Origin of the sequence: Candidatus Nitrosotenuis cloacae, from assembly GCF_000955905.1 — an archaeon.
GTDB classification, from domain to species: Archaea; Thermoproteota; Nitrososphaeria; order Nitrososphaerales; family Nitrosopumilaceae; genus Nitrosotenuis; species Nitrosotenuis cloacae.
On the sequence record NZ_CP011097.1, the window covers coordinates 1,246,160 to 1,272,079 of the forward strand.

24 protein-coding genes and 1 tRNA gene are annotated in these 25,920 nt (G+C 42.3%); 10 read left to right on the top strand and 15 right to left on the bottom strand.

Annotation, left to right across the window (positions count from 1 at the left end; genetic code table 11):
- The first annotated feature begins 32 nt into the window (after positions 1 to 32).
- Genes SU86_RS07155 through SU86_RS07165 form a run of 3 tightly spaced genes read left to right on the top strand, consistent with a single transcriptional unit; the run spans position 33 to position 1,186 of the window.
- Positions 33 to 203, top strand: coding sequence for a hypothetical protein (locus SU86_RS07155; protein WP_048188541.1), 171 nt, complete (start codon positions 33 to 35; stop codon positions 201 to 203).
- A gap of 6 nt (positions 204 to 209) precedes the next feature.
- On the top strand, positions 210 to 668 hold the full coding sequence (locus tag SU86_RS07160) for a transcription elongation factor Spt5 (protein WP_048189357.1): 459 nt from the start codon (positions 210 to 212) through the stop codon (positions 666 to 668).
- A gap of 35 nt (positions 669 to 703) precedes the next feature.
- Entirely contained in the window at positions 704 to 1,186 is a 483-nt protein-coding gene (locus SU86_RS07165) for a 50S ribosomal protein L11 (protein WP_048188542.1), read from the top strand.
- Here SU86_RS07165 and SU86_RS07170 read toward each other — a convergent pair whose 3' ends face one another.
- On the bottom strand, positions 1,187 to 1,645 hold the full coding sequence (locus SU86_RS07170; protein ID WP_048189358.1) for an Lrp/AsnC family transcriptional regulator: 459 nt from the start codon (positions 1,643 to 1,645) through the stop codon (positions 1,187 to 1,189).
- 167 nt (positions 1,646 to 1,812) lie between these two features.
- On the opposite strand from SU86_RS07170, the gene SU86_RS07175 reads away from it, so the two are divergent.
- Together SU86_RS07175 and SU86_RS07180 are read left to right on the top strand one after the other, a co-directional pair.
- Positions 1,813 to 2,469 (top strand): 50S ribosomal protein L1, encoded by a 657-nt coding sequence (locus SU86_RS07175; RefSeq protein ID WP_048188543.1) that lies wholly within the window; start codon positions 1,813 to 1,815, stop codon positions 2,467 to 2,469.
- A complete protein-coding gene (locus SU86_RS07180) occupies positions 2,470 to 3,336 on the top strand; it encodes a 50S ribosomal protein L10 (protein ID WP_048188544.1) in 867 nt (288 codons plus the stop codon). It abuts the gene before it with no gap.
- A 5-nt stretch (positions 3,337 to 3,341) separates the two neighbouring features.
- Here SU86_RS07180 and SU86_RS07185 read toward each other — a convergent pair whose 3' ends face one another.
- From SU86_RS07185 to SU86_RS07195, 3 genes are read right to left on the bottom strand one after another with little or no spacing between them, the layout of a single operon-like run.
- Complete coding sequence (locus SU86_RS07185; RefSeq protein WP_256363744.1) at positions 3,342 to 3,971, bottom strand: trimeric intracellular cation channel family protein; 630 nt, start codon at positions 3,969 to 3,971, stop codon at positions 3,342 to 3,344.
- Positions 3,972 to 4,028: 57 nt separating this feature from the next.
- Positions 4,029 to 4,328, bottom strand: coding sequence for a 50S ribosomal protein P1 (rpl12p, locus tag SU86_RS07190; protein WP_048188545.1), 300 nt, complete (start codon positions 4,326 to 4,328; stop codon positions 4,029 to 4,031).
- 39 nt (positions 4,329 to 4,367) lie between these two features.
- Positions 4,368 to 4,880: a hypothetical protein gene (locus SU86_RS07195; RefSeq protein ID WP_048188546.1), complete on the bottom strand. Its 513-nt coding sequence runs from the start codon at positions 4,878 to 4,880 to the stop codon at positions 4,368 to 4,370.
- Between the two features lie 79 nt (positions 4,881 to 4,959).
- Here SU86_RS07195 and alaS point away from each other — a divergent pair, with 79 nt between their 5' ends.
- The 3 genes from alaS (at position 4,960) to SU86_RS07210 (ending at position 11,587) form a co-directional block, all read left to right on the top strand.
- Positions 4,960 to 7,668, top strand: coding sequence for an alanine--tRNA ligase (alaS, locus tag SU86_RS07200; RefSeq protein ID WP_048188547.1), 2,709 nt, complete (start codon positions 4,960 to 4,962; stop codon positions 7,666 to 7,668).
- Entirely contained in the window at positions 7,665 to 10,511 is a 2,847-nt protein-coding gene (gene leuS / locus SU86_RS07205; protein WP_048188548.1) for a leucine--tRNA ligase, read from the top strand. The genes alaS and leuS overlap by 4 nt, the downstream gene beginning before the upstream one ends.
- A gap of 65 nt (positions 10,512 to 10,576) precedes the next feature.
- Positions 10,577 to 11,587 carry an NAD(P)/FAD-dependent oxidoreductase gene (locus SU86_RS07210; protein ID WP_048188549.1) on the top strand — a complete coding sequence of 337 codons (1,011 nt, stop codon included), beginning with the start codon at positions 10,577 to 10,579 and terminating at the stop codon, positions 11,585 to 11,587.
- A gap of 20 nt (positions 11,588 to 11,607) precedes the next feature.
- Here the strand turns inward: SU86_RS07210 and SU86_RS07215 are convergent, their stop codons facing one another.
- Together SU86_RS07215 and SU86_RS07220 are read right to left on the bottom strand one after the other, a co-directional pair.
- Positions 11,608 to 12,768, bottom strand: coding sequence for a cation:proton antiporter (locus SU86_RS07215; protein ID WP_236687682.1), 1,161 nt, complete (start codon positions 12,766 to 12,768; stop codon positions 11,608 to 11,610).
- Between the two features lie 78 nt (positions 12,769 to 12,846).
- Entirely contained in the window at positions 12,847 to 13,551 is a 705-nt protein-coding gene (locus SU86_RS07220; RefSeq protein ID WP_048188551.1) for a YkgJ family cysteine cluster protein, read from the bottom strand.
- Between the two features lie 36 nt (positions 13,552 to 13,587).
- On the opposite strand from SU86_RS07220, the gene SU86_RS07225 reads away from it, so the two are divergent.
- Positions 13,588 to 13,905: a hypothetical protein gene (locus SU86_RS07225; RefSeq protein ID WP_048188552.1), complete on the top strand. Its 318-nt coding sequence runs from the start codon at positions 13,588 to 13,590 to the stop codon at positions 13,903 to 13,905.
- Positions 13,906 to 13,942: 37 nt separating this feature from the next.
- Positions 13,943 to 14,048 (top strand) — tRNA-Gln (locus tag SU86_RS09640).
- 20 nt (positions 14,049 to 14,068) lie between these two features.
- On the opposite strand, the gene SU86_RS07230 is transcribed toward SU86_RS09640, so the two are convergent.
- The 9 genes from SU86_RS07230 to SU86_RS07270 form a co-directional block, all read right to left on the bottom strand.
- On the bottom strand, positions 14,069 to 14,668 hold the full coding sequence (locus tag SU86_RS07230; protein ID WP_048188553.1) for a 30S ribosomal protein S7: 600 nt from the start codon (positions 14,666 to 14,668) through the stop codon (positions 14,069 to 14,071).
- 3 nt (positions 14,669 to 14,671) lie between these two features.
- On the bottom strand, positions 14,672 to 15,109 hold the full coding sequence (locus tag SU86_RS07235; protein WP_048188554.1) for a 30S ribosomal protein S12: 438 nt from the start codon (positions 15,107 to 15,109) through the stop codon (positions 14,672 to 14,674).
- A gap of 4 nt (positions 15,110 to 15,113) precedes the next feature.
- Entirely contained in the window at positions 15,114 to 15,572 is a 459-nt protein-coding gene (locus SU86_RS07240) for a NusA-like transcription termination signal-binding factor (protein ID WP_048188555.1), read from the bottom strand.
- Positions 15,573 to 15,622: 50 nt separating this feature from the next.
- Positions 15,623 to 15,931, bottom strand: a complete 309-nt coding sequence (locus tag SU86_RS07245) for a ribosomal L7Ae/L30e/S12e/Gadd45 family protein (RefSeq protein ID WP_048188556.1) — start codon at positions 15,929 to 15,931, stop codon at positions 15,623 to 15,625.
- A 109-nt stretch (positions 15,932 to 16,040) separates the two neighbouring features.
- On the bottom strand, positions 16,041 to 17,123 hold the full coding sequence (locus tag SU86_RS07250; RefSeq protein ID WP_048188557.1) for a Kazal-type serine protease inhibitor family protein: 1,083 nt from the start codon (positions 17,121 to 17,123) through the stop codon (positions 16,041 to 16,043).
- A gap of 49 nt (positions 17,124 to 17,172) precedes the next feature.
- Positions 17,173 to 18,351, bottom strand: a complete 1,179-nt coding sequence (locus tag SU86_RS07255) for a hypothetical protein (protein ID WP_048188558.1) — start codon at positions 18,349 to 18,351, stop codon at positions 17,173 to 17,175.
- A gap of 44 nt (positions 18,352 to 18,395) precedes the next feature.
- Positions 18,396 to 22,184 (bottom strand): DNA-directed RNA polymerase subunit A', encoded by a 3,789-nt coding sequence (locus tag SU86_RS07260; RefSeq protein WP_048188559.1) that lies wholly within the window; start codon positions 22,182 to 22,184, stop codon positions 18,396 to 18,398.
- A complete protein-coding gene (locus tag SU86_RS07265) occupies positions 22,185 to 25,532 on the bottom strand; it encodes a DNA-directed RNA polymerase subunit B (RefSeq protein WP_048188560.1) in 3,348 nt (1,115 codons plus the stop codon).
- Entirely contained in the window at positions 25,533 to 25,784 is a 252-nt protein-coding gene (locus SU86_RS07270; protein WP_048189362.1) for a DNA-directed RNA polymerase subunit H, read from the bottom strand.
- Between the last annotated feature and the right edge of the window lie 136 nt (positions 25,785 to 25,920).

Consider the following 25,920-nt stretch of genomic DNA (forward strand, 5'->3'; position numbering starts at 1 on the left):
AAAATATAAGGACACCATATTAACCTCCAGCAATGGATCTTAAGCTCACCTTTAAGAACATGGTAAACACGATGAAACTTGCAAAAAAGTCCGACAAGGAGGACTATATGCAACACCTACGGCTAGTCCTTTTGGGAATTGGCGGAATCGGGGCGATTGGGTTTATAATTCAGTTTGTATTTTCGGTGTTCAGATTCGGATAGATGGAATTGGCTCAAGAAATCAAAACTCATCTTTTTGCAGTAAGGACCACTGGAGGTCAGGAAAAAGTAGTCATGAATCTACTCCAAAACAAAATAAAGACAGGTCAGATCAACATTTACTCGGTTTTACTAGTAGATAATCTCAAAGGCTACATCGTAGTTGAGGCAAAGGATGCAAACGCTGCATTTGATGCCCTACAGGGAATAAGACACATTCGCGGACAACTTCGCGGAGAGATGGAGTTCAAAGACATAGAAGGATATCTGGTCACAAAGAGCACTGCAACTCAGTTTGCAGCAGACAACATTGTGGAAATTATTGGTGGTCCATTCAAGGGAATGAAGGCAACTGTTACCCGTGTTGATAATGATAAACAAGAAGCAACCGTCATTTTGCTGGATGCTCCATACCAACTGCCAGTAACTGTAGACTCTAACTATCTGAAATTGTCTACTTCCTCTTAGGAAGGATTAAATCTTCACCCAAAAAAAGCAAGACCATGGCCGATACACAAACCGTTTCTGCACTAGTAACTGGCGGAGGCGCATCTGCAGGTCCACCATTAGGTCCAGCATTGGGTCCACTTGGTGTGAACATTATGGAAATTATCAAGGCCATCAACGACAAGACTGCTGATTTTGAAGGAATGAAGGTCCCAGTTACAGTATCAGTTGATACCAAAACCAAGAAATGGGAAGTCACCGTAGGCATTCCATCAGCTGCTGCTTTGTTGCTAAAAGAGGCTGGAATTCAGAAAGGATCTGGAACCAGCGGCTCGACATGGGTCGGTGACATCAAAGTAGACTCTATTGTCAAGGTTGCCAAGGCAAAACTTGAATCATCATATGCAACATCACTAAAATCAGTTGCAAAAGAGGTAGCAGGAACCTGTGTGTCCCTTGGAATCAAGATCGAGGGGAAGAATCCTAAAGAATTTGCCTCCGAAGTAAACTCTGGCAAATACGATGACAAACTAAAGTAATTATTTAGAAACCAAATACGACGGCTCTTTGTCCGTTTTTTGCAACTCTACGAATGTCTCTGTGCTTTGAATTCCCTCTATTTTGCCAATCTTATCAATCACTATGGTGTGTAGTTGTTCGAGGTTTTCTGCGTGGACTCCAACCATGATATCAAATCTTCCAGTCACCTCAGATATGGATACGATTTCCGCTGTCTGGAGCAATTGTTTGTGAATTGCGTCCTTTAGCTTTGGGTCTCGGTTTATGCCTATTGTTGCCTTGACTCCGATTCCAAGCTGGGACTCGTCAACCAGTATGGTGAATTTCTTGATTAACTTCTTTTTTGTGAGGCGCTTTATTCTGCTGTACAGAACCGATGCATTGATTCCCATCTTTTTTGATAGATTTGGAACCGAGATGCTACCATCACGCGTAAGCTCGTATAGAAGTTTCATGTCCAAGTCGTCTAGTTTATGCAATGTTTTCAAAAGAAGTGATTTGATGTTAATAAACGTAGGTTTAGGCGTGATAAATTGAACAATCTGCAAAACAGACTTGTGAAATTAGAAAATTTTACAATTTTCAGCGAAAATTGTTTGTCGGGCAACGCTAACGATTTTAAATAGGCTTTTTTGGATTGATTTCGTTGATCAACGAAGCTGAATTATCCAAAATGATAAAGGATGCAAAGACTGGCGATAAGGAACGCAAGTTCAGACAGACAGTCGAGATGTATGTAATCCTAAAGGATATTGATGTAAAGAAAGGCTTTGCCATGAATGAGACAATTCAATTACCAAAGAAACTCTCCACGCCAACAACTGTTTGCGTCATGGCAGGGGGAGATATGGGCATCAAGGCAAAAGGCGCAAACGCCGACAGAGTGGTCAACGGTGATGAAATAAGCACAATTGCTGCAAACAAACGTGAGGCACGCAAGTTTATCAATAATTATGATTTCTTTTTAGCAGACACACAGCTCATGACAACAGTAGGTAAGGTGCTAGGTCAGCTGCTTGGTCCAAGAGGAAAAATGCCAATTCCAGTTCCATTTAATGCACCAATAGAATCATTCTTGGACAGATTTAGATCATCAATTAGAGTAAAAGTAAAGAACTCGCTTTCCATGTCATGCAAGATCGGAGACGAGTCCATGGATGACAATGATTTGGCAGCAAACGCTCATGCAATACTAAACGCAATTGAGAAAAAGCTTCCAAGCGGAGACAGAAACATCAGAAGAGTTATGGTAAAAACATCGATGGGAAAACCAGTAAAAGAAGTACAGCAGGCGAGAAAGTAAATGCACGAGAACCGAACAACATATCCTGCAAAAAAAACAAAGATGTACCAGCAGCTCCAAGAGCTTCCAAAAAAATACAAAGTTACTGCTCTGGTGAGAATGGAAAAGGTTCGATCCTCACAAATGTTGCCTCTGAGAAAAAAATTCCTAGGCGAAGTAGAAATCATTAGCATTAAAGACAAAGTAGCACAAAAGGCACTTGCCACACTAAACGTTCCGGGAATCCCAAAGATGGTAGAAGCTCTGACAGGCCAGTGTGTTTTGATGTTCACAAACATGTCGCCATTCAAACTCAACGTTTTGCTAGGCAAGAACAAAATCATGATGTTCGGTCGTGGTGGAGATACTGCAAGTGTAGACGTTACCGTTCCTGCAAAGAACACTGGAATTGCACCAGGTCCAATGCTTACTGAGTTCAAAGAAGCCGGCATCGCAACAAAAATCGATCAAGGAACAATTTGGATTACAAAAGACACTACTCCAGTCAAAAAGGGAGGAGTTATTCCGGACAAGCTGGCAACACTACTGCAAAAACTAGACATCAAGACAGTCGAAGCAGGAGTTCTGCTGGATGCAGCACTAGAAGAAGGAGTTCAATACAACAGATCTGAGCTTGTAATTGATGTAGATGCATACAGAGGACTGTTTGCACAAGCACACCAAGAAGCAGTATCACTATCAATCGAGGCAGCATATGTCACAAAGGACAACATCAAGCAAATCCTATCAAAGGCAGCCCATGGCTCACGCTCTGTTGCAATAGAGGCAGGCTACCTAACAGAAGACACCAAAGAGGCAATATTGCAAAAGGCAAATGCCCAAGCACAGTCGGTTGCCTCAAAGGCAAAAGGCTATACACCGGCGTAAAAAAATTATTTTTCTCGCGCTCTAGGCAGATTCCAGTTGTACTTCATTGCTACCAATCGCAGTATGGTGGTAATTATAATACCAACAATCGATGCCAGATATAGTGGAATCTCTGCAACTAGTAATCCATAAAACACAATCACGCCAACAAAGCTTGCAGTAACATATAGCTCTTTGACAAAAATGAATGGCACCTCGTTTACAAAGACATCTCGTAAAATTCCACCACCAACTGCACTCAGAATTCCTGCAAATGCGATTGCCAGAAAATTTAGGCCAAATATGTTGTAGGCAAATGTTGCACCAGTAATTGAGAATACCCCAAGGCCTATTGCATCAAATTTCAAAAACAGATTCCAATGCTTTTGCAAATATGGATACAAAAAGAACAATGCTACGCCGGATGCCACACTGATTCCTACGTATAATGGGTCCACAATTGAGTTTGGCGGAAACCTTCCAATCACTATATCCCGTATAGTGCCACCTGCGACGCCGGTTATAATAGATAAAATCAAAATTCCGACAATGTCGGACTTGTGCTCTATTGCTTTGAATGCGCCAGTAACTGCAAAGGCCATTGTACCAAAGAGATCAAAGGCATAGATCAGAAACAGAAATGGTGTATCTGCCACTATACCGTATGGTAGGTTGTGCTAGATAAATGTAAAAATGAAAATTTTTGGAAGTGATTAACCAAATAGTGAAGCGAGGCCTTCCATTGCTGCTTCTTCAGTTTTACCTGCTGGAGCTTCTTCTTTCTTTGCTTCGGCTGCTGGTGCTGCTCCGCCTGCTGCTGGAGCTGCTGCAACTGCAACTGGAGCTGCCTTGATTGCCTCTTCAATATTTACATCAGCTAGTGCAGAAACTAGTGCTTTGACTTGAGCATCACTTACTTCTGCGCCTGCTGCTTTGATTACACTACTAATGTTAGCTTCGTTAACTTCCTTCTTTAGTTTGTGCAAAATTAATGCAGCGTAAACATATTCCATTGTATCGTGACTTTTTTTGAGGATAATATAAAACTACGTCTAGTTTAGGATTTTGAGGCTTCTGCATACGGAGTAAAGGTTCTGCTTTAGGTTCTTGTCATATAGTGTATCCATTCGTTGCTTTACCAGTCGCTTTGCAGAATCGCGCTCTGGACCATCTGACAATGATAGAACATTGTTTAGAAGCTCCGGCAGCGATTCACGAATCCAGCCATCCAAAACATTGTGTGCCTTCTCAGAGATTTGGATGATTTTATTTTCATTTAGGTCCAGTGTATCATTGAAGGTGTCGTGCTCTGTGCGATACACAAATCCCAGAATGCAGTTTTCAGGTGTTGGGTTTTTTAGAATTTCCTCGGATCTAGGTCCTGCCTTTCCCTGAGACACTTTGTTTTTGAGTCCTGCTGGATTTACTATCAATCCGCTGACACCTACTTTGTTACCATCAATTCCGGTTGCCACTCCAAAGATGATGTTTTGGTATTGGCCATCAGGTTTTGAAGCAAAGACATAGCTACCCTCTACTAGCTCTTTCTTTTTTTTGCCGAACACAAGAAAATTTCAAAGACTTGCGTATTTAATTTATCCTAAACGGTAATTCTTAATATTAGTCAGCCAGAGTCTTCACAAGATGAACAAGGATGAAATTCTTGCAAAATTTTCATCAGAGCCAGACAGGTATTATAAAATAAAATTATTCGAGGAGCAAGGATTTGCCAGAAAATCATGTGTTACGTGCAAACGATTCTTTTGGACACTAGACTCTAACAGAGTAGCATGTCCTGATCATGCGGATGATACCTATTCGTTCATTGGAAATCCCCCAACATCAAAGAGATTCGATTACACAGAGGCCTGGAAGCAAGTAGAGTCATTTTTTGTCAAAAACGGCCACACCTCAATTAGCAGATATCCTGTAGTGTGCAGATGGCGAGACGATCTGTACTTTACAATAGCATCAATTGTGGACTTTCAGCGAGTGATGGGCTCAAAAGTAGTGTTCGAGTTTCCTGCAAACCCGTTGGTTGTGCCACAGACATGTCTTAGATTCAAAGACATTGAAAATGTCGGAGTGACCGGCAGACACTTTTCGAGCTTTTGCATGATTGGACAACATTCCATTCCAAACAACAAAGGCTACTGGAAGGACGAATGCGTTGATCTGGATTATCGGTTACTAACGGAATCATTTGGAATTAACAAAAACGAGATTACATTTGTGGAAGATGTCTGGGCAGGGGGCGGCTCGTTTGGCTCCTCACTGGAATATTACGTCAGAGGGCTAGAGCTTGGAAATGCGGTCTTTACAGAATTTCAGGGCGAGCTTGGAAATCATACCACGCTTGACCAAAAAATAATCGACATGGGTGCAGGCCTTGAGCGATTTGCGTGGATTACAATGGGGACACCGACTGCTTATGATTGCTGTTTTGGCCCAATCACGCAGAAACTATTCCAAAAAATAGGACTAGATACCGATTCTGTCAAGCTAACAAAATATTTTACAGAAATTGCAAGGAATCTAGAAAAATTCCAAGATTTGTCCCAAGTAAGAAAGGCCGCAATCAAAGCATCACATCTATCAGAAAGGGATCTTGTCAAGATGATCACACCACTAGAAGGACTATACATGATTGCTGATCATCTGAGAACTCTAATCTTTGCAATATCGGATGGTGCTCTGCCAAGCAATGTTGGCGGTGGCTATAACCTCAGAATCATACTAAGACGAATCATGGCTACAATTGATAGACTTGGGCTCAAATTGGACCTGGATGAACTGATTGATTCTCATATTGACTATCTCAAAAAGACATATCCAGAATTGGAGCAATATCGTGCCGAAGTCAAGACCATAATTGGAATCGAGGTCGGCAGATACCACGAATCAAAATCCAGAATGGAGAAAATTGCTCAAAACCTCAAGTCACAAAAAAAGACACTAAACGTAGACGACATGATTCGACTATACGAATCAGACGGTGTAACTCCAGACTATCTAAAAGAATATGATGTAATATCAGAGATTCCAGACAGCTTTTACAGCAAGCTTTCGGATCTGCACCAATCAGAAAAGAAAAAGACAACAGAGGAGTTTGATCTGGCGGGAATTCCAGAAACCGATCTGCTGTTTTACAAAGATGATCCGGTAAAGTTTGATGCCAAGGTACTCAAGGTAATCAAAAACAAGTTTGTCATATTGGATAGGACCTCATTTTACGCAAGAGGCGGTGGACAAGAGCCAGACCATGGAAAGATAAACGGTCAAGATGTCATCGATGTTACAAAGCACGGCAATGTTGTATTACATGAGATCAAGGGCATATCCCCAAAAGAAGGTGACATTATACCCTGTGAGATAGAAGAGAGTAGACGTGCAAACATAACAAAGCATCACACCAGTACACATGTAGTCAATTCATCTGCAAGAAACGTTTTGGGTTCTTGGGTTTGGCAGCACTCGGCATTCAAGGAAAAAGACTATGGTAGATTAGACATCACACATCACTCTAGCCTGTCCGATGAAGAGGTTAGAAAAATCGAGAGTTTTGCAAATGGTGTGATTCAAAAAAACCTCCCAGTTACAATCCAAGAATATGAGCGCGGTCAGGCAGAGCAGACATTTGGATTTAGGATTTACCAGGGCGGAGTAGTGCCTGTAAAGTCAGTCAGAATAGTCAAAATCGAGGACTTTGATGTTGAGGCCTGTGGTGGAACTCATGTCAAAAGAACTGGCGAGCTTGGTCTAATCAAAATTACAAAATCGGAAAGAATCCAAGATGGTGTGATACGACTAGAGTTTGTTTCAGGCCAAGCTGCAATCGATTTCGTGCAAAAACAGGAAGGCGATGTAATGTCAATAATAAAATTACTTGGCTCCAATCGCGAAAAGCTAGTGAAATCATTTGAGCATGCAATGACGGATTCTGAATATACAAAGAAAAAACTAAAGCAACTAATCAAGCGAACTAGTACGACATCTGCAAAGCAGGCAATAGAGGCATCACAAAACTTTGGTCCAGTGAAATTCTACCATACTGTTGATGAAGAATTAGATGAAGAATTCCATATTGCGGTTGGTGATGAGGCAATAAAACAGACTCCGACTCTGATCTATTGTGCACTGATTCTCAAAGATTCTGGAATTAGAATAATTGTGTTTGCTGGTGAGCAGGCAAAATTCAAGGCAGGGGATCTGGTCCGAGAGATATCATCAAAGCTTGGAGGATCCGGTGGTGGCGATGCAAGATTTGGCCAGGGTGGAGGAAAAGACACTGCCAAGCTTGCAGATGCCATTGCGCATGCAGAATCTGTAATCAAAAAGACAGTGAATCTATGATTTCCTGGAATGATATTGAAGAGAAATGGCGCGCCAAGTGGGCATCCCAAAAAGAATTTGAGATAGAGCCAGACAATAGAGAGAAAAAATTCATCACGGTTGCATATCCATATCCAAACTCGCCACAACATATCGGCCATGGCAGAACATACACACTTGCTGATGTTCACGCACGATTCTTGCGAATGCAAGGCTACAATACGCTATTTCCAATGGGGTTCCATTATACAGGTACGCCCATTTTGGGCATGGCAAAGCGAGTCCAAGAAGGAGACAAGGAGTTAATTGAAAACTTTGAGAAACTATACCACGTCCCACCAAACACCATCAAAGAGTTTGTCGAGCCAGTCAAGATAGCGGATTACTTCCACCAAGAGATCAAGCAAGGAATGATGGAGATGGGTTATTCCATTGATTGGCGACGCGAATTCACCACAATAGATCCAGTGTACAAAAAATTCATCGAGTGGCAATTTAGAAAAATGAAATCATTAAACTATGTGGTACAGGGCTCACACCCAGTTGGATGGTGTCCAAAGGATCAAAATCCAGTGTCACAACACGATACGCTAGGCGATGTAGAGCCGGACTTTACTGAATACATTTTGGTAAAATTCCATCTGGATGACATGATAATTCCGACTGCTACACTTCGGCCCGAGACAATATTTGGTGTGACAAATCTTTGGATAAATCCGCAGATCAAGTATCGCAAGGTAAAGGTAAATGATGAAACTTGGCTTGTCAGCCCCGAGTGTGCAAGAAAGTTGGAATTTTTGAACAAGACTATCACACCAATTGCAGAAATTGACGGCTCTGAATTTGTTGGAAAGACTGTCTCCATACTGGACAAAAAAATACCAATATTTCCTGCAAGTTTTGTCGAATCGCAAACAGGAACTGGAATCGTAATGTCGGTTCCAGCACATGCTCCATTTGACTATCAGGCATTAGTGGACTATCAGAAAAAAAACCCATCCATCAAAGTAGAGCCAATATCCATAATCAAGACCGAGGAGTTTGGAGAAATCCCAGCAAAGGAGATAGTGGAAAAACTAGGCATCAAGGACCAGGATGATCCCAAGCTGGATGAGGCTACAAACCAAGTTTATGCCAAGGAATTCTATTCTGGGGTACTAAAGCAAAACACCGGCAAGTTTGCAGGACTCAAGGTCTCAGAAGCCAAAGACACCATAAAGGCGTGGCTTGCGGAATCCAAAAATTCCGACATTTTGCTTGAGCTCAACGACGGACCGATTCGATGCAGGTGTGGTGCAGAATGTGTCGTAAAGCTGCTCAACAATCAGTGGTTTTTGAATTATCTTGACCAGTCCTGGAAGGAAAAGACAAACCAGTGCTTTGAGAAGATGAGCGTTCTGCCAAATGAAATAAGAACTGAATTCAACTATGTGGTTGGATGGCTAAGGCAAAGAGCATGTGCAAGACAGCATGGCCTTGGAACTAATCTTCCATGGGATCAGGGCTGGATCGTTGAGAGCTTGTCTGATTCCGTCATTTACATGGCATATTACATTTTGGCAAAATACGCAAACTCCAAGGAACTAATAGCAGACGGCCTAACTGATGAGTTTTTTGAGTTTGTGTTTTTTGGAAATGGTGACTCAAAACAAGTTGCTGCAAAGTGTAACATATCAGAAGAGATTCTCAAAAAGATAAGAGACGACTTTGCCTACTTTTATCCAGTAGATGCAAGACATTCGGGCAGAGACCTAGTACCAAACCATTTGACGTTCTTTGTGCTAAATCATGTTGCAATATTTCCAGAAAAACTATGGCCAAAACAAATTGTTGTCAATGGATCTGTTCTGATGGATGGTAAAAAAATGTCAAAATCCATGGGAAACATCATTCCATTGCGAAAGGCAATCAAAGACTACGGTGCAGACCCAATCAGACTAGCAATAATCATATCAGCAGAACTACTCCAGGATGCCGATTTTAATTTAGAATCAGTCAGCACGATTAAGAGCAAATTAGAGGGAATCTATGAGGATTGTGCAAGATACAGGCCTGGAATGCCGCAAAAACTAGAATCAGAAGACAATTGGATCTTTGGTAGACTTGACCATCTTATCACGCAAACAACTGGCGCAATAGAAAAGATGAGACTAAGAGAAGCACTACACCATATTTTGTTTAGCTTTGAATCAGACATACAGTGGTATTTGAAAAGAGCAGAGGCAAAAAACAGAAGCGACATCTCTGGCATATTGCATAAAATTCTGAGTGTACGCGTTGCAATGCTATCTCCGTTTGCACCACACATTGCAGAGGAAATGTGGGAAAGACTGGGCAATTCAGGATTTGTTTCCAGATCCGCTTGGCCAAAGATTAGCGAGATGGTTGATCAAAAATCAATTCAATCAGAAGAGTTGCTCCAATCCACACTAGAAGACATCAAAAATGTTCTCAAGGTAACAAAGATCAATCCGCAAAAAATCATACTATACACTGCGGATCCATGGAAGATCAAAGCATACAGAAAGATTGCACAGTCAGTAGTGTCTGGTCAGACCAACATCGGTAGTATAATCAAGGACTTGATTGCAGATCCCCAAACCGAACAAATCAAAAAAGACCCAGACTTTGTCAAAAAATCAGTCAACTCCATACTTGCCGAGCCAACAGAGATGAGAAAGCTAAGAGCAGAATTAGAGCCAATCAATGAAGTTCAGATTCTTTCCTCGGAATTATCAGCACTAGTCAAAAAAGAGTTTTCAGTGGACTTGGAGGTCTTTGAGGAATCAGATTCTACCAAGTTTGATCCAAAGAACAAGGCAAGAATGGCGCGTCCATTCAAGCCAGCACTATACATAGAATAGTCCTGCTGTCAAACGCAGTTTTTAGCTCACATTCTATTTATTAGACCAAAGAAAATTTCAACTCGATGAAAATAGCCGTAGTCGGAATCGGAGTCGCGGGCGGATATTTGGTGTCCAGGCTCAAAAAAGACCACGAAGTGATTGGCTATGAGCGCATGACTGAGGAAAACCATGACTCCATTTGCGCATGGGGCACTTCGGCAAACGAAATGAGGGAATTGTGTGCAAAGTCTGGAATTAACTTTGATGATTTCATCATACATCACGGAAAGGACATGCACATTGATATGAACAGCAATGAGCGATTTGATATCAAGCTAAAGGGATTGGTCACATTTGATAAGATTGGATTAATCAAAAAAATGTCAGAAGGCGTCAAGATTCACTATGGAGCCTCACCAAAACTAGAAGACTTGGAAAAAGAATTCGATATGATAGTTGACTGTACCGGATTTTATCGTGGATATTTGCCAAAAATAGAAAAAGACTTTTTCTTGCCGACATACCAATACAAAATTCAATACGATGACAAGGTTCCAATCGATGATTTCTTTGTAAAGCCATTTGCAAAAATGACTGGATACTTCTGGTATTTTCCACTAAATGACAACATGGCCCACATTGGTGCAGGGGATTACAAGAAAAACCACGTCGAGGAGACTGACAAGTTTTTCAAACAATACGGTGGTAAGATAACAAAGACAGTTGGTCGTCCAATCAGATTGGCCACTCCAAACATGTGCGAGCCATTCTACCATGGCAAGGTAGTAGGTGTTGGAGAATCAATCGGTACTGTTTATCCATTGTTAGGTGAGGGGATCATACCAAGCATGATTTGTGCTGATATTTTTGTTAGGAACATGAATAATTTGCCAAAATACAGACAAGAAGTCTTGGAGTATTTTGCAATTTATGGTAAGGTCTTGAACTTTGTTCGAGCAAAAATGCACGGCAAGTTCTCAGCTATTCGAAGTATAGCAGATTTGATCTCCATATTCCGATACATGAAGAAAAACGAGCAGAGATTCGGAATGGAAATTCACATGCGAGACTTGATGAAAGTCGCAAAAGCATGATTTCGATTTTTATCTAGATACTAGTACGCAACCAACATCTTGGTTCCCTTTTTGATCAGGAATGGTGCAAGTATTGTAGTCAGCACAACTACCATGCCCACTATTGGGAAGAGGAACGAGCTGGTAGCACCCAAGTCTTGTCCTATCATCAATACGATAAATGAAAACTCACCTAGCTGTGCCATGGATAGGCCAATGCCTAGTGCATTGTTTGGCCCAAGCTGGAATAGCCTTACCCCCAGATACACAGATGCAGTCTTGCCCACTATGGTGACTATTGTAATCACCAGAATCGGCAGCCAATACTGAGCTATAATGTTGATATCCATTAACGCACCAATAGTAACAAAGAATATTGCTACAAAGACTTCACGAATCGGCGTAATCAGATTAATGATGTCTTCAGAGAATCTAGAGCCAGCTAGTATTACTCCTGCCAAAAAAGCACCTGTTGCCGCAGAAAAGCCAAGCTCCTGCGACAAAAATGACAAACCAAATGCCAATCCCAAAGCAACTAGTATGGTAAGCTCGTATCGTGGAATGTTTGACAATAATGCAAAAACTTTTGGCATCCCAAGACAACCAAATGCAACGGTTCCACCAATGAACATACCAATTCTAGCAATCTCCCATAACATCTGATCAATGCTAAATCCGCCAGACAAAACCGAAGAGTGTAATGTAGAAATCAACACAGCTGCAATCAAGTCTTCTATTACTAGTACGCCAATCAGAAGCAAGGACGAGGGTTCTTCGATTACTCCCATTTCTTCCAGCACTTTGACTATAATTGCAGTAGAGCTAATTGATAATGCGGCTGCTAAAAACATCGAATCCATCATGGACCAGCCAAATGCGAGGCCTACACCCAAACCAACTCCAAGCATTGCCACCACTTCAATTACGGCAATTACTGCACCAAGCTTGCCAATGCTTTTGAGATGAGTAATTGGAAATGCCAGACCTACACCAAACAACAACAAAACTATGGCAATCTCTGAGAATTCAGTCAGCATTGTGGTATCTTTGATTAGACTAAAGGGGCCAAAGGGACCAATCAAGATCCCAGCTACTAAAAACCCCAAAACCAAGGGCTGTCGCAAAACATATGCGATGATTCCAATTGCTGCCGAAAACAGCAGCAAATACCCCAAATCTCCGATTATCTCTATTCCAGACAAGTCCTGAAGTGGATTTTGATTATACGTTATTCTGGGATATAGTCAAAATTACTTTGCTACAGATGAGATTTTTAGTAATTACACAAAGCTGGTAAGGCTGAATCCTTCCCGGGTCGTTCTGGTGTACTTCATGGTGTAGTCATATATGGTGTTAGAGTATTCCTTCAGAGTCTCCTTCATGGAATCAAGCGAGCCTTCCAGGAAAAAGCCCGGGCAATCACCCGTAAACTGGTATGTAGAGTGGACTCGTGCACGTCCTGTTTCGTTTTCTAGCCAGCTGGAAAATGGATACAAATAGCACACGCCAGGCCGATTTGGATGCATGGAGCATGCCCCTTTCTCATCCAGAAACCTGCATCGAATGTGGGTGCCATCATCAGACTCGGTCTCGTCTATTTTTCTTTTTAGATTAACCGAAGTCATCAGTACATTGTTCCCAGATGGTCCGGATTCCATCCATGTTGCAACCAGTGTCTCATTTTTTACAAAATCAGATGTCTTTTGGTACTTGAGTCCCTTACCTATAGTGATTAGATCATCAGATGTTAATGGTAATCGGCCTTGTCGCTCACAGCAGTTGTGACAGTCAGGCCAATAACACTTCCAGAGGATGAATTTTTTCTCGCCGGTAATGTATGGAATATGAAATATGACCTGTCCTACTTTGACTGCATGGTCTGTGACATCCGTTCTTTTGCCAAGCATGAAATCAACCAAAATAGGATCGACACTCCAGTCCTTTTGTAGCAATGTTAGTGATTCTGAGATGTGGTCGTACGACAAATGCAGTTATAACTAATTTGTATAGATTATTAATATTTGAGCGACAAAGGCAAGTACGCATCCGGAACGCAAAACCGTAGATTTGTCTGGAAGGAAATTGTTTGGCCTTTGATTTTGGAGCTAAATGATGTCTCATTTACCTTATTGCAATACCAAAAAAAGCGAGACCAAATATGCCAAAAGGAAAACATCCCGCTTGCAGTACCATCCAGAGGATTGGTATCACTGGTTTTGAAAAACATCTTGTTCAAAGAAAAAGATCTTTATTCCATTCACTATAGACTGATTCCATACATGAGACTCAAAGCAGAGTGTGATTACGCAACTGCAATCAAAGAAGTGCGAGTGAAGTAGAAATCTTATATTGTCATGGCTTTGTGGTTTTTTCAGTAGCCCGATAGTCTAGCGGTCAAATGAATTTTTCAGGCTAAGGATTCGGCGCTCTGGATCATTAGAGAGGATACGCCGAGACGGCAGTTCGAATCTGCCTCGGGCTACTTTTTATTATATAATTTTACTATCTTGATGCTTGAGCTACTCTTTCCAGTTCGTTCTTTTTCTTGACAGATGGGGCTGCCGCATCATTTGCCGCTGCTGCAATTAGGTGCTCTGCCAAATATTCTTCCATTGATTTTGGATTTGAAAATGATGATTCTTTTACACCATCAGAGATGAATCTCAGTGCCAGATCAACTCGTCTCAGTGGTGATACATCAACTGATACATGGTATGCAGTGCCTCCATATACGATTCTGGTGGTGTCCTCATTTGGTGACGAGTGCTCGATTGCGCGAACTAATATCTCGATTGGATTTTTGCCAGTCTTTAGATGAATGATTTCAAATGCAGCCTTGACGGTGTTCATTGTTCGTGCCTTTTTGCCGCCCATTCTACCTGTGTTCTTGGCATATTTTTTGCCAAAGTGCATCAGCTTGTTTGCCAGTCTTTCTACAATGTTTACCTCTGCTTTGTTGAATTTTTTGAGTGCAGATGAGCCAAATGTATGTGGATAGATTACCTTTCTTAGTGAAATAACAGTCTTTAGTCCAGGATCTTTTATCTCAATTCCAGATAGATCCCATTTTCTAAATAACAAAAGATTCTGAGTCTCGGCCATGTCTTATCTCCTTGGCTTTTCTTTTCTTCCGCGGACCAGTTCTCGCAGAGATGTACCATTTACTTTGAAGACCTTGAATCTTACACCGGGAATGTCTCCCATTGCACCACCTTGTGTTGCACCCATTCCTTCCAGGTGAACCTCGTCGTGCTCGTCAATAAAGTTCATTGCACCGTCTCGGGGCAAGAAGGCTGTAACTGTTTTACCGTTTTTGATTAGTTGAACTCGTACACATTTTCTAACTGCAGAGTTTGGCTGCTTTGCCTCAACCCCTACTTTTTCTAGTACGATTCCTCTTGCTTGAGGAGAACCACCTAGCGGGTTTGCCTTTACGTTTAGTCCCAAGAGTCTTCTCTTGTAGGTACCGATTTGCCATCGCTGCTTTTTGCGTTTTGCTTTGAGTACGCGTCCTGCGAATAACCCTAGTGGTGACTTTGCCATACTATCACTCCATCATTTTGTCTGGACTGTTAATTAAAACGCTTGTAATCTCAAAGTATCGCTTTGCTAGCAGTCGCGCTTTTTCGGCGTTTCTGCCCTCTCGTCCAACCACGATACCCTTCTTTTTGGCATCAACCAGAACTATTGCTTGGGTCGTTCCATCAAGACGCTTGTTTAGTTTAACATCAGTTACTAGTTTTGCATTTAGCATGTTTTTCAAAAATGTGACAGGATCATCAGAATATTCAACGAGTTCGACGTTCTTTTTTACAATGTTTTGCAGGTTTCTAATGTGTGCACCGCCCTTGCCAATGGCAAGACCCATCTTTCCCTCATTTACTACAAAAATCACTCGGTTTTGTTTTTCGTCTTCCACACAATCACGCGCAGATGCACCTGTTACGTTTTGGAAAAGCGAGATTAATCGCATTTGATCGGTTGTTAGTTTGATTGTTTGTGGCATGTCGACGGATTATCTCAACCCGCGGAGGGTCTCATTTAAACTTTGAGAGGTCATTTCGTTTCTTCTTGTAAAATTGCCTTGATGTTGGAATCTGCAATTGATGTTAGTGATGCTGCGGAAACTCTAAACTGCAAACCACATAGTTTTCCCAAAGCTACGGATGAGCCACCAAATTCTAATGTGGAAACTTTTTGGTCTTTTGCGGTGTTTTGGATTTTTTCCAATGCTTCACCTGCAAGTGATTTTGAAATTACTACTAGTTTTGCGTTTTTGATTGATTGCACTACTTGTTTTTCTCCCAATACACACTTGTTCTCATTTAGTGCGTCCTTTAGTGCTTTTTCTAAGAGTTTACCCATTTGCAATCACGATCCAAAAGAGCTCCTTTATAGATTTATCACTGGACGAATTGATCAAATGTGTAGTTTTACAATTTTAATTAAAAATAAGAAAAGATGGATGAAACATTTACTGTGATGCTACAACTGTATAGCTTACAGTAAATGGTTCGGTAGTTTTGGTATGTATAGCAAGTGCATTTCCTGCAAAGCTCCAAGTTCCAGCAGCTGACTGTGGGTCAACCAGTGTTAGTGCAAATTTTGTTTTGCCGTCTGGTGTCCAGATTGGCTGTCCCTTGTCCTCGCCTTCTGCTAATGGTCCAGTGAGTGCTACTAGCTGTACTGGCTCGGATGCAGAATATGTGAGTATTCCGCTATATGGTTTCTCAGACGGTGCCAAGATGATTGCAAGTTGGTGGGATTCGTGTCCTAAGCCAGGATCAGTTGCAGATGTGGTGGTGCCAGTCTTTATGGTGTCTGTGGTTTCCTTTTCCATATAGCTAACAGTGTAGCTTACCGTAAACGGTTCTGCCTTTTTGGTATGTATAGCAAGTGCATTTCCTGCAAAGCTCCAAGTTCCAGCAGCTGACTGTGGGTCAACCAGAGTTAGTGCAAATTTTGTTTTGCCGTCGGGTGTCCAGATTGGCTGTCCCTTGTCCTCGCCTTCTGCTAATGGTCCAGTGAGTGCTACTAGCTGTACTGGCTCGGATGCAGAATATGTAATGGATCCCTTGTAGATCATATCACTTGGTGGTAAGACCATTACAAGTTGGTGTGATTCATGGCCAAGGCCAGGGTCCACTGAGGATGTAACAGTCTTTGATGTTATCACTGACTTGTGCATCATTGGTTTTTCTTGCGACTTGCATTCTCCTTTGTATGCAAGCTCCATTCCTTCTGCTTTGAGCATGCAGATGTTTCCATATGTTATGCCGTTGACTCCGCAAACAGGCATGAACTCTTTGGTGCATGCAACTGGTTTTGCTTTTTCTTGCGGCATCTCAGTTTTTGTAGTTGGTTTTTTTACGTCCTTGCATAACTTGTCACCGCAGATTTTACTGGCCGTTTTGGTCCCAAAGGATTTTGCGCCTTGGGATTGTGGTGAGCCTTGAGCCTTTGCGGCATCAGCTGTTTGTACCATTCCAAACGAGGTAAAAAATGCAGCAGACAACAATATGCCGACTGTCAGTATTACTGACAATGTTTTTGCCATGCCTTGGATTACATCATATGATATAAGATTCTTGGGTGCGATGATACGATTACTTGACAGTTATGGTCTGGACATGTGTTGCGGAAAGAGGTGTCGCATCATCCAGTGATTGCCACACAAATGTCTCTATAGTGAATTGGTCTTTTTGCTTTGGAGTCCAGGACTGGGATATCTCAAATTGCTGGGACTCGTTCAGATTTCCTACAATCCACGACAGTGACACAACAACACCATTTTTGTCAGTGACTTGTATGATATTTACAAAGTCCTGGGTTCGGCTTTGCATGTTTTGGATTTGCGTTATGATTTGGACTTGCTGGTTTTGTTTTGGGGTCGAAACCTCCTTTCCTTCAGAGTCTGACAAATAGATCTCATCGATTACGATTTTACTATCGCTTGGTAGATCAGAATCAATCATGGATTTTGCGATAATATCTAGCTCATCCTGAATAGAGTATGGTGCAGGCAATGTTCGGTCTTTGTATATTGCAGTGATATTATCTGTGGGCAATGCACGCAATCTATTTCCGGAAGAGTCATCAGTTTGCGTCAGCATGATAGTTGCCTCAAAGACTCCAGACTCATCATCTGTCTCTGTTGCAATAACAGTAATCCCTGCAGAATCGGATTCTGATGATACATCCAATTCCACATTGTCCAGGGTTTCGGGATTGAGATTCATGTCAGGATCGATTACCTGTATCACAATGGCATCATCCTCGAAATAGTTTGGATTTGAGAACTGTACATTACCTACATTCCAGCTTACTCGCGCAGATTTTGTCAGTACAACTCCGTCTGCAAATTCAAATGATATGGTAATTCCATCATCTCGATCAATTTCCAAGAATCCACCGTTTGGCCCATTGCCACTGGTTCGCGGTGTGGCGTCATCTTGCCCATCGCCGTCCACATCGTGTGCAAATCCAGTGAGTGTTATCTCACCAGAAAAGACTCCACTGCTTGGTGCAGTCTCGGTCAGCTCATACCTATCCAAAGAGTGAGAGGGCGTCGATATTTTTATTGGGTGATCCGAGTCGTCACCAATTGAATCAATTCCGTATTCATTTGCATCCCATGCAGGAGCTGCAATAGTTATGCGAACCTTGTCAGTCCAGCTGTAGACTTTTTTGTCTAGGTAAATTGGAGCATATGGCTTGTCATAGTCCGGGATCGGCTCTGCAAAGGCCGCACTCAATATCAGAAATATGGCAAATAATTCTAGCAACTAGTCATAACAAATCGGTGCTAGCTTTTGAAGATAACTAATGATTAGTTCTTGGATACTTGCATGTATAGATCTACTGTTCCAGAACCTACTGGAATGTTAGAGCCAACGATTACGTTTTCTGTTACACCCTTGAGTTCCTCTATCTCACCAGTTAGTGCCGCTTCTGCTATGGTTGGCACTGTGATTTCAAATGCAGCACGAGCCAGAACAGAGTCCTTTGTTCCTGCGATTCCGTGTCGTCCTATTTGTTGCAGATATCCACGTGAGCACATCATGTCAGATACTAGCATGATGTATCTGGAATCAACTTCCAGTCCCTGGTCTTCTAGTGTGGTGGATAGTTCGTTGATTAGTGCATTTCTTGCAGCCTCGATTCCAAGTGTTGCTGCAATTTCAAATACGTTGTTTGTTCTAACGTTTCTCTTGTCAATTCCATCAATTTCCAGCACCTTTGCCAGATTAGAGCCGGTTGTCTGGATGACCCATTCATCGTCTTTTTGTGCAACTGTGACACGTGTGATGTCTGGTACTCCTTTGACTATAGTATTGAGGACCTTGTTTCTAATTGCAATTACGGTTGGTGCGTCACCTTCTTCCGCTAGAGTCAGCGTAATGGTGTTGCCACTTGTCTCCAGCTTGAATTTCTTGTTTGATGATAATGCTGCCTCTACCTCTTCTACTGTGCAACCCCTCTGTGAGAGACCAGATGTGCTTAGCTCCAGTGTAATCTGGGTTGCATAGTCAGTGTCTGCGCTTTCAATTAGTGCAGAGACCTTTGTCTGCAAGGTGTTTCTAGCTACTTCGATTGCCTTTTCTCTTGATTTTTGGTATTTTGGCTCTAGGTAAATGTCCATGGTTGGAGTTACCGGCTTCTTTCTTGCATCCACTAATTCGATCAGTCTTGGCAGACCTAGTGTTACGTTTCGCTCTCTGATTCCTGCAAAGTGGAATGTTCTGAGTGTCATCTGAGTTCCCGGCTCACCAATGGACTGGGCAGTTACGATTCCTACTGCTTGTCCTGGCTCTGCCTTTGCTTTGTGATATAGGTCCAGTGCCTTTTTGAGGACTTTTTCTGTTCCTTCCTTTGATAGTTTAGAATGCAAGATTCCTTCTTCGACTAGTTTGGTTAGTCTTGGGTTGAAGACTTTGGTGTATTTTTTGAGCATGTCTTCTACTTCTTCTTTGCCGACCTTTTTGCCAGTGTCAACTATTGTCTCGGACTCGACTAGTCTGTTGATGTTAAAGGCTTCTCCGTGATCAGATTTTGCAACATCGATTCCATCCTCACCATACAGGAACTGGATGATGTGTCCATGTGGGTCGCGTACGGTGTTGTCATATTCTAGTTTGATGTGTTCCAGTGCGTTTACCAATCTTCTCTGCATGTAACCAGACTGTTGTGTTCTGACTGCAGTATCTACTAGTCCCTCTCGTCCACCCATTGCATGGAAAAAGAACTCGATTGTGGACAGTCCGTCCCTATAGTTTGATTTTACAAATCCGTGTGCATCGGGGTTGTCGTCATTTTCCTTAAAGTGTGGTAATGCCCGATTGTTGTAACCCTTGTTTAGTCTATTACCACGAATTGACTGTTGACCTAGTGCGCCTGCCATCTGGCCAATGTTTAGTGATGATCCTCTTGCACCGGTTGTTGCCATGATTCTTGCAGCATTGTTTTTGTCTAATTGCTGGTCTGCAGTGTTTCCTGCCTTGTCTCTTGCTTTAGATAATTCGTTTACGATATATGCTTCCAGTGCCTCATCTGCTGATAGACCTCTGGTCAGCTTTAGTGTACCCTTCTTTGCCTGTGAAATCAGATCATATACTGTATTGTAGGATTCGTCGATTCCTGCATGAATGTCTGCCTTTACCTTATCGGATAATTCCAAGTCTGCATAGCCATAGCTGAATCCATAGTGAGTGATGAATTGCTTTGCCACAATCAGAACAGAGTTGAGGAATTTCTTTGCAGTAGCGTTGCCATAGTCCTTTGCAATTCTGTGCAAGACACTTTCCGGTTCTTCTGCACCAATTGATGCCTTGTCAATTACTCCGCTGATTAGCTGTCCGTTTTTGATTACAACATCTTTTTGTGTTCCCTTGGTTCCCTTGGACCACTTTGATGTGATTACAAAGTTAAAGTCAGTTGGCAGGAACAATGAGAATAATTGTTTGCCAGAATATAGTGGTCCGTCCTTTCCTTTTGTTGCTGGTGTCGGTAGCTCGCCATCATATCCACCAAGCATTGCATAGTTTGCAAACTCTTGTGGCGTGAGTGTGGTATCGTCTTTAGTTAGAAGGTATGATCCTGTGATAAAGTCTCTCAATCCACCAATGATTGGTCCACCATATCTTGGTGAGATTAATTGGTCTTGAACTCTCATTAGTAAGATGGCTTCTGCTCTTGCTTCCTCGCTTTGTGGTACGTGCAGGTTCATTTCATCCCCATCAAAGTCTGCGTTGTATGGTGGACATACTGATGGGTGTAGCCTGAATGTTTTTCCTGGCAGTACCCGGACATAGTGAGCCATAATTGACATTTGGTGCAATGATGGTTGTCGATTAAACATTACAATGTCGCCATCAGAGAGATGTCTTTCCACCAAATATCCGACTTCGAGGTTTTGTGCTATTATGGAGCGGTCCTCTACGAAATCGAGTCTTATTTTTACGCCGTCTGGTCTTACGATATAATTGACACCTGGAAACTTGTCTGGTCCATTGATTACCAGATCTCGCATTCTCTCAATGTTCCATTCTGTTATGATTTCTGGGATGGTCAGCTTCTTTGCGATTGCCTCTGGAACTCCTACCTCGGACAGATCAAGGCTTGGGTCTGGGGATATGACGGTTCTGCTGGAAAAGTCTACTCTTTTTCCAGAAAGTGAGCCTCTAAATCTTCCTTCCTTTCCTTTGAGTCTTTGAGTTAATGTCTTTAGTGGTCTGCCAGAACGGTGGTGAGCTTGTGGGATTCCAGATACCTCATTATCAAAGTACGTGGTGGTGTGATATTGTAATAGGTCAACCAAGTCCTGAACGATTAGTGGTGGTGTTCCTGCATCTTTGCTTTCCTTTAGTCTTTGATTTACACGAATGATATCAACCATTTTGTGTGTGAGATCGTCCTCTGATCTGATTCCTGTTTCCAGTATGATGGATGGTCTAACTGTTACTGGTGGTACTGGCAATACTTGGAGAATGAACCATTCTGGTCTTGCAGTGTTTGGATCATAACCAAGCAATCGGAGGTCTTCATCACGGATTTGTGTGAATCGCTCTCGTATGGTGATTGGGAGTAGTCTGTGCTCTCCTATTTCGGTTTTTTCGATAAATATTGTTGGTTTTGTAAATATCATGTCGTATTGTGGTTTTCCGCAGTGTGGGCATTCCTTTGCTTTCTTTGCCTTGTCTAGAATTTCTTCTGGAATTCTTTTTTGTGAAATGATAGTGTATGCTGCCTCTTTTTTGAAGATCTGCCCATAGCTGTCAAGATCCTCTTGTGGGAGCTTTAGTCGGGAGCAGGATCGACATGTTGCAAGCAATAGTTTGTGAATATTGTCAATGAATGCAATATGTAATACTGGTTCTGCCAGCTCGATGTGGCCAAAGTGTCCAGGACATCTTGCCGCGGTGTTTCCGCATGTGAGGCATTTTTGTCCAGGCTCTAGTGTTCCCAGTCTGCCATCCATCAGTCCGCCTTGTACTGCCATTCCGTCTTCGTCGTATGTTTCAGGCGCGGTGATTTCAGCAACAGAATACTTTCTGATTTCAGTTGGTGACCATACTGAGAATTTTATTCCATCAATTGCTTTTACTGTTTGAACTGACAATTACACTCTCTCCTTTATCATTAGTCTTGGTGCTACGTTAAGGCTCTGCATTTCTTGCAATAATAGCTTGAATGCATACGCTACTGATACTGAGGAGACTTTGGCCTTGTCTCCGCAAACTCGGCAAACGTATTTTCTTTGTTTAACATCATGATATGCAACCAGTCCACATCGCTCACAGACGTAAATTTCTGATTTGTCTGATTCGTCCAGTAATCTGTCTTTGAGAATCATAGATGCACCATATGCAATTAGGCAGTCTCGCTCCATTTCACCAAATCTGAGTCCTCCACCCCTTGCACGACCTTCTGTTGGCTGCTTGGTCAGCATTTGGACTTGGCCTCTTGCTCTTGCATGTATTTTGTCTGCAACCATGTGGTGCAGTTTCTGATAATATACAACACCGATGAAGACCTCTACTGGGAATGGTTTGCCAGTTCTGCCATCATACATCATTTCTTTACCTGAATATTTCAGACCAGAGTGTTCTAGTGCTGATTTGATCTCTTCTGTCTTTTCTCCAACAAATGCAGAGCCATCAAATCTTGCTCCCCTAACTGCAGCTGCCTTGCCAGAAATTGACTCCATGAACATTCCAACTGTCATACGTGATGGGAATGCATGTGGGTTGATCAAAACGTCTGGGATAACTCCTTCCGCAGTGTATGGCAAGTCTTCGTATCGTGCAAGTATGCCAACCACGCCCTTTTGTCCATGTCTTGACGCAAACTTGTCACCAATCTCTGGAATTCTCATATCTCTAACTCTGATCTTGTACATTTTGCCGCCCTCATTGGACTGGGTCATGACTACAGTATCTACAACACCTGTCTCTGATGGTCTAACACCAATTGATGTGTCACGTCGATATGGTCCTTTGGACTCGAATTCGCGATATTCTTCCATGAATCTTGGAGGACTGGTCTTGCCAATCAGAATGTCTCCGCCAACTGCGGTTGATTCGCCTGCAATTACTCCGTCCTCTTCTAGTAATCGATATGCTTTTTCTCCCTTGTAGCCTCGGATGTTGTCCTCGGCGTTTGGAATCTCGAAGTTGTCTCGCATTCCACCAGGATATTGTTTTGCTTCTGCCTCATAGATTCTATAGAAAAATGTCCTACCCAGGCCCCTGTCCACTGCTGCCTTGCTGATTACTATTGCGTCTTCAATGTTGTATCCATCAAATGGTAATACTGCGACTACACAGTTTTGTCCTGCTGGTCGGTCTTCTAATCCTAAAAGATTGAGTGCTTTGGTGGTAACGATTGGTGTTTGTGGATACCACATCAAGTGTTGTCGAACATAAGTGCTGGTGTTCATCATTGGCGTTGAAAAGCCGAGGCTTTGTTTTGCCATTGCAGACTCGTATGTGTTTCTTGGGGACTGGTTGTGTTCTGGATATGGGATGATGGATGCACCTGCTCCCAAAATTGCAGATGGGAATATTTCAAGATGAGTGAATTTTTTGGTGTCTTTGTCATCCAGTGTGATTTCGCAGTTTTCTTCCTCGTTTGCATCGATTAATTCAATGATGCCCATTCTTAGAAGATCATTCCAAGACATGAGCTTCTTTGATACCTTATCGATTAGCTCTTGTGTGACTAGTGGTTTTCCTTCCTTTATGACAATGAGTGGTCGAAGTACACGTCCTGCATTGCAGTTTACGTATAGTCTAGTGGTTGCGCCTTCTACGCCTGGCTTGAAAAGCGAGATTCCGACGTGTGGGTGGATTTTAGAGTTTCTTCTAAGATCACGCAGTGATTCAACTAGCTTGTCTCCGTCTTTGTAATAGCCGACTAGTCGTCCATCAACAAAGACTCGAGTTCCGTCTCGTTTTAGGTCTTCTTTTGCATCTGTAAAGTGGACTGAGCCCAAGTCGTATAGTTTTTCGATTATCTCTTCTGGTGATACATTTACTGAAATGATAGCAGACAGTGCCAAGTTCTTGACCAGCCCACAATTGGAGCCTTCTGGTGTTTCGCTTGGACAGATTCTTCCAAAGTGAGTTGGATGTAAGTCCCTAGCTTCGAAGTTTGGTTGAGTTCGAGATAATGGTGATTGGATTCTTCTGAGGTGTGAAATGGTGGATAGATAGTTTGTTCTGTCCAGCAGTTGTGTTACTCCTACTCTGCCCCTGCCCCAGTTTCCTGTTGCAATTGCGTTGTTTAGTTTATCAGAAACAATACCAGGTCTGATAGCAGCTGCTACTGCATTGATTCCTCGTTTTTGTCCGGATCTTTCGAGTTGGTACTTCATATCACGGACCAAGTTTCTGAATGCAGTTCTGAACAGATCAGCTAACATTTGTCCTGCGAATTTGATTACCTTGTTACCATAGTGGTCCTTGTCATCTGGTGAGATCCAACCTAGTTTTAGCTCGATTAGCTTGCATGCTGCCTCGCCCAAGAACTGTGCCTTTTCTCGTCTGTTTTCTTGGTGCTTTCCTAGGTGTGGTAAAAGACCCCAATCAAGTAGTGTCTCTGCACGTTTGATTTGGAACTCTTCTAACATTCCTGGTGCGATTCTTTTACTGATGTATACTATAGAGTCCTTTGAGGTCTGGACCTCGGCTACCTTTTCAAATGATGCTTCAAGCTCGTTTTGGATTGATTCTACTAGTGAGGTAGCAGCAGCAATTTCTCTGTCGGACTCCAGTCCTAGTGCTCTCATCAAAGTAACTACTGGAATGTCAACTGGTGAGCCAGGAATTCTTGCGACAATCAGTCCGTCATTTTTCATTACCAGTTCTAGTTTTGCTCTATATCCTACAATAGAAGAATAGACCTTTGCTTTGTAGACATCGTTGCCGCCGACCTTTTCCTTATCTACGATGATTTTGTTGTATGATAGATCTTCCAGTCCTACGATGACTCGCTCTGATCCGTTAATTATGAAATATCCTCCTGGGTCGTTTGGATCTTCTCCGTGTTCAATTAATTTTTGTGTAGAGAAATTATGCAAGATGCATGCGTTTGATCTTGCCATGACTGGAATGTCTCCAATGTGGACAAATCTTGATTCTAGGATTTTGCCGTCCTCAACTACGCTTGCCTCCATCATGATTGGTGCAGAGTATGATACATTTCGGAGACGTGCCTCGGCTGGTGTGATGTGTGTGATGGAACCATCAAGCTCCATCATTCGTGGTTGTTGTAGTTTTACCTTTCCTAGCTGAATCTTGTATGGATATTCTGCGTTTTCAATTTCGATATGTCCTACCTCATCAATGATACTCTGTAGTCCGCGTTCTAGGAATTCATCAAAAGAATTGAGGTGCTGTCTTGCGATTCCCTCTCTTTTTAGAAGGTCCTGAATGATTGGCCAGCGTTTATTGGATGGGTCAGTCATTTAGATCTCCACCACATATCTATAGTAAATGCTCTCACCGGCAGTTGGGCTCTTTCTTGTAATTTTTATCATGTCGCCTGGTTTTACGCCAAGTCCGATAATTGCAGGATCGTTTGCAAAAATTAATGGCATCTCAGTTGGCTTGCAGTTGAATTTTTTGAGGACCTCTTCTGCGTCTTTTTTGTCCATGATCTCATGCTTTGGTACGTAAATGTGATCCGGTACTAGAACGTGGGTTTTCTTAGTTGCCAACTTGCTCACCTTGGATAGCATTAGCTAAATATCGAAAATTACCAAACAAACTGGAAAACCTCCAGAGGTGGTTTATATATATTTAATCAAGATCTCGCAAAAAATCCATTATTTTTCGCTATTAGTCAATGATTTT